At 62.3% G+C, this 11,918-nt stretch carries 8 protein-coding genes and 1 pseudogene; 4 read left to right on the plus strand and 5 right to left on the minus strand.

Annotation, left to right across the window (positions count from 1 at the left end):
- From dnaE to ACLP2E_RS11790, 4 genes are all read right to left on the minus strand, one after another.
- A partial coding sequence (gene dnaE, locus ACLP2E_RS11775) for a DNA polymerase III subunit alpha (RefSeq protein ID WP_442466040.1) occupies positions 1-2,405 on the minus strand: 2,405 nt, incomplete at its 3' end.
- A 405-nt stretch (positions 2,406-2,810) separates the two neighbouring features.
- A complete protein-coding gene (locus ACLP2E_RS11780) occupies positions 2,811-3,503 on the minus strand; it encodes an ABC transporter ATP-binding protein (RefSeq protein ID WP_442462804.1) in 693 nt (230 codons plus the stop codon).
- A complete protein-coding gene (locus tag ACLP2E_RS11785) occupies positions 3,496-4,821 on the minus strand; it encodes a lipoprotein-releasing ABC transporter permease subunit (protein WP_442462805.1) in 1,326 nt (441 codons plus the stop codon). Before ACLP2E_RS11785 ends, ACLP2E_RS11780 begins: the two co-directional genes overlap by 8 nt.
- A 385-nt stretch (positions 4,822-5,206) precedes the next feature.
- Positions 5,207-6,502: an RsmB/NOP family class I SAM-dependent RNA methyltransferase gene (locus tag ACLP2E_RS11790; protein ID WP_442466041.1), complete on the minus strand. Its 1,296-nt coding sequence runs from the start codon at positions 6,500-6,502 to the stop codon at positions 5,207-5,209.
- A 333-nt stretch (positions 6,503-6,835) separates the two neighbouring features.
- On the opposite strand from ACLP2E_RS11790, the gene ACLP2E_RS11795 reads away from it, so the two are divergent.
- Both ACLP2E_RS11795 and ACLP2E_RS11800 read left to right on the plus strand, forming a co-directional pair.
- Complete coding sequence (locus ACLP2E_RS11795) at positions 6,836-7,186, plus strand: hypothetical protein (RefSeq protein ID WP_442466042.1); 351 nt, start codon at positions 6,836-6,838, stop codon at positions 7,184-7,186.
- Positions 7,187-7,350: 164 nt separating this feature from the next.
- Entirely contained in the window at positions 7,351-8,121 is a 771-nt protein-coding gene (locus ACLP2E_RS11800; protein ID WP_442466043.1) for a DUF2061 domain-containing protein, read from the plus strand.
- Here ACLP2E_RS11800 and guaB read toward each other — a convergent pair.
- The gene (guaB, locus tag ACLP2E_RS11805; protein ID WP_442466044.1) at positions 8,099-9,583 is read right to left on the minus strand and encodes an IMP dehydrogenase; all 1,485 of its coding nucleotides are present in this window, start codon (positions 9,581-9,583) and stop codon (positions 8,099-8,101) included. The genes ACLP2E_RS11800 and guaB overlap by 23 nt on opposite strands.
- Before the next feature lie 260 nt (positions 9,584-9,843).
- Between guaB and ACLP2E_RS11810 the strand changes: the two genes are divergently transcribed.
- Positions 9,844-11,241 (plus strand): DHA2 family efflux MFS transporter permease subunit, encoded by a 1,398-nt coding sequence (locus tag ACLP2E_RS11810; RefSeq protein WP_442466045.1) that lies wholly within the window; start codon positions 9,844-9,846, stop codon positions 11,239-11,241.
- Between the two features lie 379 nt (positions 11,242-11,620).
- Positions 11,621-11,918: pseudogene (locus tag ACLP2E_RS11815) on the plus strand (porin family protein); the annotation flags it as partial.

An 11,918-nucleotide genomic window follows, 5' to 3' on the forward strand; every position in this document is an offset into this window, starting at 1 on the left:
AATTCCGCCAGCTTGTCGGTGTTGCTCTTGTCGAGCGTCATCGAGGCCGCCAAAAATTCGACCGGGTAATTGGCCTTGCACCAGGCGGTCTGGTAGGCGACCAGCGCATAGGCCGCCGCATGGCTCTTGTTGAAGCCGTAATCGGCGAATTTCGCCAGCAGGTCGAAAATCTCGTCGGCCATTGCTTTTTCAAGCCCGCGCTCTACCGCGCCATCGACGAAACGCGCCCGTTGCGCGTCCATTTCCGCCTTGATCTTCTTGCCCATGGCGCGGCGCAGCATGTCGGCCTCGCCGAGCGAATAGCCGGACAGGATCTGCGCGATCTGCATCACCTGTTCCTGATAGATGATGACGCCAAAAGTCTCCTTGAGCACCGGCTCGATTTTCGGGTGGATGTAATCAGCGTCCTCCTCGCCGAGTTTCACCGCGCAATAGGTCGGTATATTGGCCATCGGGCCCGGCCGGTACAGCGCGACCAGAGCGATGATGTCCTCAAAGCGGTCGGCGCGCATTTCCGACAGCGCCTTGCGCATGCCGGCGCTTTCCAGCTGGAACACCCCGACCGTCTCGCCACGACCGAGCATGTCGAAGGTTTTCTGGTCGTCGAGCAGGATTTTGGTCAGGTCGATCTTGATGCCGCGCTGGGCGACCAAGGCGGCGCAGGTGGAAAGCGTGGTCAGGGTTTTGAGGCCGAGAAAATCGAATTTGACCAGGCCGGCCGGCTCCACCCATTTCATGTTGAACTGGGTCGCGGGCATGTCGGATTTCGGATCGCGATAGAGCGGCACCAACTGGTCGAGAGGCCGGTCGCCGATGACGATGCCCGCCGCATGGGTCGAGGCGTTGGAATAAAGCCCCTCCAGCTTCTGCGCGATTTCGAGCAGCTGCTTGATTCGCGAATCCTGTTCGGCGGCCTCCTGCAACCGGGCCTCGCTGTCGATAGCCTGTTTCAGCGTCATCGGCGCGGCGGGGTTCTGCGGCACCATTTTGGCAAGTTTGTCGACCAGGCCGAGCGGCATTTCCAGCACCCGGCCGACGTTCCTCAGCACACCTCGTGCGAGGAAAGAGCCGAAGGTGATGATCTGCGCCACCTTGTCCTCGCCATAGCGGCGGCGGACGTAAGCGATCACCTCGTCGCGCCGGGTTTGGCAGAAATCGATATCGAAATCCGGCATCGAGACGCGTTCGGGATTGAGAAAGCGCTCGAACAGCAGGGAAAAGCGGATCGGATCGAGATCGGTGATGGTCAGGGCGTAGGCGACCAGCGAGCCTGCGCCGGAACCGCGCCCTGGACCGACAGGAATTCCTTGCGACTTGGCCCATTTGATGAAGTCCGAGACGATCAGGAAATAGCCGGGGAATTTCATCCGTTCGATGATCGTCAGTTCGAAATCGAGCCTGTTGCGGTAATCCTCCTCGCTATGGCCGGCGGAAGGGCCATGGGCGGCGAGGCGCGCCGCCAGCCCTTCGATGGCCTGCGCCCGCAATTCCGCCGCCTCATCCGTCCCCTGGGTGAAATTGGGAAGGATTGGCTTGCGGGTCAGCGGCCGGTAGGCGCAGCGCAGGGCGATTTCGACGCTGTTGCGCGTCGCCTCCGGCAGGTCGGCGAAAAGCTCGACCATTTCCGCGCGGGTCTTGAAACGGTGTTCCGGGGTCAGGCGGCGGCGGTCGTCCTGGCTGACCACGGCGCCGTCGGCGATGCACAGCAGCGCGTCATGCGCCTCGTAATCGGACACAGCCGCGAAATAGGGCTCGTTGGTCGCCACCAGCGGCAGTTCTTTTTCATAGGCGAGGTCGATCAGCCGCGGCTCGACCAGTTGCTCGCTTTCCAGCCCGTGGCGCTGCAATTCGATATAGAAGCGGCGAGGAAACAAGGGCTCCAGCGCCGCCAGCCGCGCGAGGGCGGCCTCGCCCTTGTCGAGCGCGAAAGCACGGTCGAGCGGGCCGGTCGGGCCGCCGCTGAGCGCGATCAGACCTTCACTCGCCTGCGCCAGTTGCGCCAGCGAAACATGCGGCGTGTCGCTTGCGTCGATCTCCAGCCAGGCCTGCGAGACCAGATGCATCAGATTGCCGTAGCCGCGCTCGTCCTGCGCCAGCAGCACGATATTGCCGCGCGAAGCGTCATGGACCAGCAGCTCGCCTCGGGTGCGAAGGGCCTCCGCATCGCCGAAATCCACGGTCAGCTGGCAGCCGGGGATCGGCTGCACTCCGTCTTTGGCGAATTTTTCCGAGATTTCCAGAGCGCCGAAAAGATTATTCGAATCGGTGACCGCCAAGGCCGGCATGACGTCGGCCACCGCCAGCTTCAGTAGCTTGCCGACCGGGAGCGCACCCTCGCGCAGCGAGAACGACGTATGCACATGCAGGTGAACGAAGCCGACCTTGGCGATTGTCTCTTCGATCATCGATCCCGCTCCCGGCCCTCGATCGCAACGCGTCGGAATTGCGACGATTTCACGAACGACTCATCACAGCGAAGCATAAACAATGTGACGCCACAGCCGCCAGCGGGAAAAACAATGTTGCGTTCTTGCGGCTGAAAGCGCGCCCGGCGCGTTGATTTCGTTCGCTAAAGGTACGCTTGATGTTCCGCTGGGCCATTTTCGGCCCAATCTTTTTTTTCCGCAGCAAAAATCTATTTAAATTCAGCATAATACGAAGACGCAGCCTGTGGATAACCAGCAAGCATGGCTGTGGACAAGAATTCGTCCGCGAAAGCCTGCGAACATACGCAATCCCTAGAACCTTGCCGATAAGCGCCAGTGTGAAGTTGAAGCTCGCAGCCAAGCCTCTAACCGCAAGTTGTCATCTTACTGTAACTCTACCAGAAGGCCGTTGCGCAAAGTCAGCCGCCTGTCCATCCGCGCCGCGAGATCGAGATTATGCGTGGCGAACAGCGCCGCGAGGCCGGTGGCGCGGACCAGCGACATCATGGCGGCAAAGACGCGATCCGCCGTTTCGGGATCGAGATTGCCGGTCGGCTCGTCCGCGAGAAGCAACGAGGGCGCATTGGCGACGGCGCGGGCGATGGCCACGCGCTGTTGCTCGCCGCCGGAAAGCTGCGAGGGCCTGTGTGTCACTCGCGCGGCTAGGCCGAGGTAATCCAGCAGTTCGGCGGCGCGGCGCTTGGCCTCGACTTTTGACAGGCCGGCGATCATCTGCGGCGTCATGACATTTTCCAGCGCCGTGAATTCCGGCAGCAGATGATGGAACTGATAGACGAAGCCGATTCTGTCGCGACGCAACGCGGTGCGCTGCGCATCGCTCATCGTCGAGGTCGGATGGCCGTCGATCTCCACTTCGCCGCCATCGGCCTTTTCCAGCAGGCCGGCGATGTGCAGGAGGGTCGACTTGCCTGCCCCGGAAGGCGCCACCAGAGCCACAGCCTGCCCCGGCCAGAGCGTCACATCGGCGCCGCGAAGAATTTCGAGAAAGCCATCGCCTTCCTTGTAGCGGCGCACTACGCGCGAAAGAGTCAGGATCGGTTTCAACGTCTCATTCATGACGCAGGGCCTCCACCGGATCGAGCCGCGCCGCCCGCCAGGCCGGATAAAGCGTGGCGAGGAAAGACAGGGCGATGGTCAGCAAAGCCACGCCGAAAACTTCATGCGGGTCGAGCGCCGAGGGCAATTGCGACAGATGGTAGATATCGGCGGGAAACAGGTTGAGGCTGAAGACCCGATTGACGAAGGCGCGAATGTCTTCGAGATGGTGCGCCAGCGGCACGCCCAGGCTCATGCCGAGCAGATCGCCAAGGGCGCCGATCGACAGGCCGGTGAGGATGAAAATGCGCAGGATCGCGCCGCGCGTCGCGCCCATGGTGCGCAAGATGGCGATATCGCGCCCCTTGTCCTTGACCAGCAGGATCAGACCCTGGACGATCAGCAGCGAGGCGACGGCGACGATGATCGCCAGGATCAGGAAAATGGCCTCGCTCTCCACCTGAAGAACGTCGAAGAAGCTTTTGTAGCGCTGGCGCCAGTCGGTGAGGATGCTCGGCCGCTCGATGGCCTGGCCGATCTTCATGCGGATATCGTCCATGTCGTCGGGATGTTCGACAAAACCCTCGATGATGCTGGCCTCGCCCTCCTTGTTGAAAAAGGCCTGCGCCTCGCCAAGCGGCAGGAAAACGATCAACTGGTCGAAATCGTAGAGGCCGGACGAGAAGATCGCCCGCACCGGATAGGCTTTTATACGCGGCGTGACGCCGAAGGGGGTCTGGGCGCCGTGCGCCGTCAGGATCGAGACATTGTCGCCGACCTGCACGCCGAGATTTTCCGCCATGCGCTGGCCGAGCGCCACGCCGGCCGATTCGTCGAACTGGTCGAGCGTACCCATTTTGACATTGCCGACGATGCCGGGCAGCCTTTTGATGTCGGCCTCGGTGACGCCGCGCACCAGGGCGCCGGTCTGGTTCTGGGCTGAGGAAATCCCGGCCGCCGATTCGACCATCGGAAAGGCCATGGTCACGCCAGGGACTTTTTCGAGCGTCGCCGCCAACTGCTTGTAGTCGGTCATCGGCGTATCGATCGGCTGCAGGAAAATATGGCCGTTGACGCCGATCAGCTTGGACATCATCTCGTCGCGCATGCCGTTCATCACCGACATGACCACGATCAGCGCCATCACCCCGACGGTGATGCCGGTGACCGACAGGCCGGCGATGGCCGACGGCAGGAACCGATGGCGGCGCGAACGCATGTAGCGCAAGGCCAGCATGCGCTCGTAGGCGCCGAAGGGCGCCGCTGTGTGGGAATCGCCCGAAGCTTCGCCGGATCGTTGGCCAAACTGGCGAAACAGATTCTTGCCCCAATGAATCATGATGTCCCTGTTCGAGGCCGGGCGCGCGGGCGCTTTGACGAAGGCGTGGCGAATTAGAACCGAATTGCGCGCAAATGAAGACGATTGGACGAGCCCGCTCAGCTGACGATTCGCCTTTTCGCGATTCTTAACGCTTTTAAACCCGAAGTTTAATGATTTCCCAAACGGCGCTTCAATCCGCAGCAGGCATAAACCCAAGGACAGTGCAGCGGGAGCAATGAATGACCGACTTTCGACCGATCCAGTTCGCGCTTATGCCGCCGCCACGCCGGGCGCTTCGGATCGCCGAGCTTTTTTCACTCGAGACCGACCAACAGCCCCTGCCCGCGCATGATTTCCAGCCGGGGTTCAAAATAGAGGATACCCGGCAACTCCGGGAGGAAGTTCAGCCGCGCCGCAGCACCGCCATGTAAAACCCGTCGACGTCGTGGCGCGCCGGGCTGAGCCTGAGACCCGGGCCATGCGGCGAGGACGCGCCGGATAGTTCCGCCAGCCCAGCCTTTTGCAGGCTTTCTTCCGGACGCTCGGCTGAAAACTGCGCGTGTTGCACGAGGAAATCCGTCACTCGGTCCTCGTTCTCCTCGCAGAGCAACGAACAGGTTATGTAAACCAGCCTTCCGCCCGGTTTCACAAAAGTCGCGGCGCGCGACAGGATTTCGGTCTGCGCCTTGATCCTTTGCTCCAGCGCGCCGGGCCGCATCCGCCATTTGGCGTCGGGGTTGCGCCGCCAGGTCCCCACCCCGGTGCAGGGCGCATCGATGAGCACGAGGTCGCAGGCTCCGGTGAGATCGGCGACCGGATCCATTTGCGGCCCGCGCGGCGCGCGCACCTGAACATTGCGAGCCCCCGCCCTTTCCAGCCGCGCGAAAATCGGCGTCAGCCGGCGCCCGTCCGAATCGGTGGCGTAGATCTGGCCGCGATTGTCCATGTCGCCGGCCATGGCGAGGGTCTTGCCGCCGCCGCCGGCGCAGAGGTCGAGCACCTGTTCGCCCGGCGCGGCGCGGGCGATTCGCGCCGCGATCTGCGAGCCTTCGTCTTGAACTTCCACCAGGCCGCGCACATAAGCGGGTTCGGCGGCGAGCGCCGGGCCACGCGCGCCGCCGGTCTGGGCGATGCGGATTCCGAGCGGCGCATAAACGCAACTGAGCGGCGACAGATGCGCCAGTTCGGCGAGCATTTCCGCGCGATTGGCTTTCAACCCGTTGACGCGCAGGTCGAGCGGCGCGCGGGCGGCGAGCGCCCTGCCCTCCTCGACCGCCTCCTCGCCGAAAGCGCGGGCGAAATGTGGCGCCAGCCATTCGGGAAAATCTCCGACAACCCAGTCGGGCGCGCCGGAAAAATCCGCTGCGGTCAGATTGCGCCGTTCCTCTTCGCCGAGCGGCGGCGGCGCATGGCCGACGCCGCTGAAGAGGGCGTCGATTTCCTCCGCCGGCATCAAGCGAGCCAGCGACAGCGCTCCGATCATTTTCGCACGAGGCGTTTCGGATTTCATGATCCAGCTTGCCGAGGCGCGGCGGCGCAAGGCGTCGAAAACCAGCGAGGCGATGGCGGCGCGGTCCTTCGATCCCGCGAAGCGATGCGCCAGGCCCCAGTCCTTGAGGGCGTCGGCGGCGGGACGGCGGCGCGTTTCGAGATCGTCGAGGACTTCGATCGCGGATTCGATGCGGGCGGCGGGATGCATTGCGTTCTTTTCGATTGGGCGCTTTTTTTCGCGCCAAGGTCGTCGGGAAAGGTCGTCAGGTTCGCCGTCGTTTCACGAACGACGCCTCGGCGCAATCCCCAAACGCTGCGCAAATTGCTCGGGCCAAGCGCGAGGAACGATAAATCGGCGCGACGCGGCGACGGGGCCGCATACAGCCATAATCTTGCGTAAAAACTTCGTGATCCAGCCATTTGCCAATTGCCCCGCCCCGCCCACAGGCGCAGATTATGTCCTTGGACTGTCGAACGAGTGAGCGGTTTCGCGCCGGTTTTCGACGCTTTGATCGATTCCAGTTTGGAAGGGGGCTTCCAAATGCGTAAATTTCATCGGCTTGCTTTGCGGTCGATTGGCTTGTCCTTTGTTCTAGGCTTTGCCACCCTATGGGCGACAGGTTCGGCGCAATCCGCGCCCGTCGCCGCTTCCGCCCTGGTCGCGCCCGTGGCGACGCCCGCGCTGAAGGACGTGATTCCGGCCTATTATCGTCGTTATTATTATCATCGGCGTTATTACCGCCCTTATTATTATCATCACTATTACTATCACCCCCACTATTATCATCGCTACTATTATCACAGGCCTTATTATCATCGGTATTACTATCGCCATTACTATTATCACAGGCCGTATTATCGTCGCCACTATTACCATCGCTACTACTATTGAATTGACCAATTCCTTAAAGCCCGCCGCCGTTACAAACGGCGGCGGGCTTTTTTCAGCCGCAAAGCGGGGCTCGCTTTTGCAATAAGGCCGGGTTGCCGACCTGGCGTCGTCTCCTGTACGGTCTCGCGAGGACCGTAAGCGGGCGCAGTCAGGAAATAACCGATATGAAACCAGTGACGGTGGCCTTGACGGTGCTTGCGGGCGCCGCCGTGATCGAGGCGGCGCTGATCCCGGGCCTGCTGATCGGCGGGGCCGCCGTGCTGGCGCCCAAAATCCTGCTCGGGTCCTTTGGCAAAACCCTTGCCGGGTGGCGCCGAAAGCCCAAGGCCGCACGCCGATCAATGACTTCGGCGCGCTCCGCAGCCTTTTCGCGCGAAATCGCCGCGTCGCCCGCCGCCGCCAAGTTTCCGGTCAAGCGGGCGATTTTCAAGACCATCACCTTTCGGGCGATCGCCACCAGTCTCGATTTTTCCTCGAATTATTTCATCATCGGCGACATCGCGGCTTCGGCGGCGCTGTCGGCTTACGGCTTCGTCGCCGGGCCGCTGTTCTTCTTCGCCCATGAAGCGCTGTGGCACGGGATCAACTCAGGCGCCGCCGTCGACGTGAAGCTTCCGTTGCGCCTGCGGCGCGGCGAAAATCCGCCGCTCGCAAGTCACGGCGAGATCAGGATCAATCGCGCCCTGGCCAAGACCATCACCTTCCGCGCCATCGTGACGACGACCGATTTCACCGCCAATTTCGTGGTGACCCGCGACCTCGCCCAGGCGGCGGCGCTGACGGCCTTCGGCTTCGTCGTCGGCCCCTTCGTCTATTATTTCCACGAAAAGGCCTGGGATCGCGTCAGTCCGGGCCCGCAGGCCCAAATCACAGCGCCGGCGGGTACATGCCAAGGCCTGACGCCCGCGAAAATCACAGGCCCGTGGGGTAGTTAGGGCTCTCGCGGGTGATCGACACGTCGTGGACATGGCTTTCGCGCAAGCCGGCGTTGGTGATGCGCACGAACCGCGCCCGCTGCTGGAACTGCGCGATATCGGCGGCGCCGACATAGCCCATCGCCGCGCGCAGTCCGCCGGCAAGCTGGTGCAGGATCGGCCCGACCGGACCACGATAGGGAACCTGCCCCTCGATGCCTTCCGGCACCAGTTTCAAGGCGTCCTTGATGTCCTGCTGGAAATAGCGATCCGCCGAGCCGCGCGCCATCGCGCCGACCGAACCCATGCCGCGATAAGCCTTGAACGAGCGGCCCTGGTACAAAAATACTTCGCCGGGCGCCTCTTCCGTGCCGGCGAGCAGCGAGCCGATCATCACGCATTCGGCCCCGGCGGCGATGGCCTTGGCGAAATCGCCGGAATATTTGATGCCGCCGTCGCCGATCACCGGGACGCCAGCCTTGCGCGCTTCGCTGGCCGCTTCGAGAATCGCCGTAAGCTGCGGCACCCCGACGCCTGCGACGATGCGGGTGGTGCAGATCGAACCGGGGCCGATGCCGACCTTGATCCCGTCGGCGCCGGCGTCGATCAGCGCCTTGGCGCCTTCGGCGGTGGCGATATTGCCGGCGATTACCGCGACATTATTCGACAGGCGCTTCACCCGCGTGACCTGGTCGAGCACGGATTGCGAATGGCCATGGGCGGTATCGATGATGATGCAATCGACGCCGGCGGCGATCAGCATTTCAGCGCGCAGAAAACCCTTGTCGCCGACGGTGGAAGCGGCGGCGACGCGCAGCCGCCCCGCCTCGTCCTTGCAGGCCGAGGGATGCAGGGTCGCCTTTTCGATGTCCTTGACCGTGATGAGGCCGACACAGCGGTGCTCCTCATCCACCACCAGAAGCTTTTCGATGCGGTGCTGGTGCAACAGGCGGCGCGCCTCGTCCTTGGTCACCCCTTCGCGCACGGTGATCAGGTTCTTGGTCATCAGTTCCGACACCGGCTGCGCCCGGTCGTCGGCGAAACGCACGTCGCGGTTGGTCAGAATGCCGACCAGCTTCCCGGCGCGGTTTTCCGCGCCGCGCGCCACCACCGGAATACCGGAAATGGAGTGGCGGCTCATCAGGTCGAGCGCGTCGGCCAGGGTTTCATCGGGGAAAATGGTGATCGGATTGACCACCATGCCGCTCTCGTAACGCTTGACGCGCCGCACTTGCTCGGCCTGCTCCTCGGGTTCGAGATTGCGGTGGATGACCCCGATTCCGCCCGCTTGCGCCATGGCGATGGCGAGCCGCGCCTCGGTGACCGTATCCATCGCCGAGGACATGATCGGCAGATTGAGCTCGATGTTGCGGGTGAGGCGGGTCTTGATCGAAACGCCGGAGGGCATGACTTCCGAATGGCCGGGCCGCAGCAGCACGTCGTCGAACGTCAACGCTTCGGTCAACAGAGGGGTCGGGTTCATGGCCAGCTCCAAAGGCGCTTCAGACGAGAGGCGAAAAGGCGCTTCACACGTCCTGCGGAAAAGTTGTGGAGCGCAGGATCCGCGCTCCGTCGAGTTGGCGTGTGCTCTTAGCATTTCTATGGCAGGTTTCAAACAAATCCGCCGCGCCATTGAATTTTTATGCACGGCGTGGCGCCAAAACCGCCGCGACGCGTTAAAAGGTTCCAATCGCGACCGCCAGAGGCTAAACCAAGCCGGTCCCGCCCGCCGAAAGCCGCGCTTTGCGTCCGTTCATTCTCACGCCGCTGATCGTCGCTTGCGCGCTGTTCATGGAGCAGCTCGATTCGACCATCGTCGCCACCTCGCTGCCCGCCATCGCCGCCGATCTCCACCAGGACCCGATCGCATTAAAACTGTCGATGACCTCCTACATGCTGGCGCAGGCAGTGTTCATTCCCGCTTCCGGCTGGGTCGCCGACCGTTTCGGCGCCCGGAAGGTTTTTCGCGCCGCGATTATCGTTTTCACCATCGGTTCTATCTTGTGCGGCTTGTCGAGCACCCTGCCGCAATTCGTTGCCGCCCGCATCTTCCAGGGTTGCGGCGGCGCGATGATGGCGCCGGTCGGCCGCCTCGTGCTGTTCCGCTCGGTCGAGCGCAGCCAGATCGTGCGCGCCATGGCCTACCTGACCATTCCGGCGCTGCTCGGCCCGATTCTCGGACCGCCGCTCGGAGGCTTCATCTCGACCTACCTGCACTGGCGCTGGAATTTCTGGATCAACGTTCCATTCGGCCTTTTAGGCGTGATACTGGCGACGCTTTATGTTCCGGATACCCGCGAGGAAAATATCAGCACTTTCGACGCCCGAGGATTCCTTCTCAGCGGTTTCGGGCTGTCCAGCCTGATTTTCGGGCTGACGGTGCTGGGGCGCGGCTTCATCGACCTTCATTTCAACCTCGGCCTGATCCTGTTCGGCCTGATCTGCGTGGGCCTCTACATTGGGCACGCCTTGCGCGCCTCCCATCCGATTCTCGATCTGCGCTTGCTGCGGATCGATACTTTCCGCGCCAGCCTGTTGGGCGGTTTCCTGTTCCGCATCGGCGTCGGCGCCACGCCCTTCCTGCTGCCTTTGTTGCTGCAGCTCGGCTTCGGCATGACACCCTTCCAGTCGGGACTGACCACTTTCGTCGCAACCGCCGGCGCGCTGGTGATGAAAGCCACTGCCGCGAGGGCGCTGCAGCGTTTCGGCTTCAAGAACACCCTGGTGTTCAATTGTCTTATCAGCGCAGTGTTTCTAGCGGCCAACGGCTTGTTTCGGCCTGATACCCCACAGGCGATCCTGCTTGCCGTGCTGTTCGCCGGCGGCTTTTTCCGCTCGCTGCAATTCACCGCCCTGAACGCCCTGGGCTATGCCGATATCGACCATGCCGCCATGAGCAAGGCCACCAGCTTTTCCGCCGTCGTACAGCAATTATCGCTTTCGTCGGGCGTCTCCATCGCCGCCGCCGTGGTCGAGGCCACGCGCAGCTTCTCTCTAGACGGCCATATCGGCGCCAAGGATTTCCCGCCGGCCTTTTTCGCCGTCGCGGCGATCACCGCCTCCTCGGCGTTGATCTTCATGCGCCTGCGGCCGAACGCCGGCGCGGCGCTTTCCGGCCACAAGCAGGCGTTGGCGGAATGACCCCCGCCCGTCCGCGCCCGGAAAGGCCCACTTGCCGCAGGGCGTCTCGCCCGACCTATTGAGAAGCGGCTGCGATAACAAACAGTTGATCGGACCTCGTTCTTTTTTTTCTTGACAGAATATCAGGTTCCTGCCGAAGCGCCCTTTAAAACCGGCGCCATGGCGATTCCTTATTTCAAGATTAGCTATTATATCAAATACTTGTGTCTCATTCAGCATAATCCGCTGCAGGATTTGCCTCAAATTCGACGAAGCATTTCTGCAACACCTGCGGACAAACTCGAATTCCCTTGATCTGAATCCTGTGCCAGTACCGCGTTTTTGGGTAATCTCCTGCCAAGTGCAAAGTTTCAAACCGTGCCAAACAGGAGCTTCTCCTATGCGTCATTTTCTTCTTTCCACTGTCGCCCTTGCGGCGCTCGCCGGTCAGGCCTTCGCGGCCGATCTTCCTTCCCGCAAGGAAGCCCCGGTCTATGTCGCCCCCCCTCCGATCTTCAGCTGGACCGGCTTCTACGGCGGTCTCGACATCGGCGGCTCCTGGGGCAACGCGAACCTCTGGGTTCCCGGCTACCCCTACACCTTCAGCCACAACAGCACCAACAATGGCGTGATTGGCGGCGGCTTCGTTGGCTATAACTACCAGATCAACAACTTCGTCATCGGCGTGCAGGGCGAAT

This window comes from Rhodoblastus sp., assembly GCF_052145335.1.
In the GTDB taxonomy this organism is placed as follows: Bacteria; Pseudomonadota; Alphaproteobacteria; order Rhizobiales; family Beijerinckiaceae; genus Rhodoblastus.

Bases quoted from the DNA above. Each gene is read 5' to 3' on its own strand.
- guaB (WP_442466044.1), bottom strand. From the start codon at position 9,583: ATGAACCCGACCCCTCTGTTGACCGAAGCGTTGACGTTCGACGACGTG.
- ACLP2E_RS11785 (WP_442462805.1), bottom strand. From the start codon at position 4,821: ATGATTCATTGGGGCAAGAATCTGTTTCGCCAGTTTGGCCAACGATCC.
- ACLP2E_RS11790 (WP_442466041.1), bottom strand. From the start codon at position 6,502: ATGCATCCCGCCGCCCGCATCGAATCCGCGATCGAAGTCCTCGACGAT.
- ACLP2E_RS11795 (WP_442466042.1), top strand. From the start codon at position 6,836: ATGCGTAAATTTCATCGGCTTGCTTTGCGGTCGATTGGCTTGTCCTTT.
- ACLP2E_RS11780 (WP_442462804.1), bottom strand. From the start codon at position 3,503: ATGAATGAGACGTTGAAACCGATCCTGACTCTTTCGCGCGTAGTGCGC.
- ACLP2E_RS11800 (WP_442466043.1), top strand. From the start codon at position 7,351: ATGAAACCAGTGACGGTGGCCTTGACGGTGCTTGCGGGCGCCGCCGTG.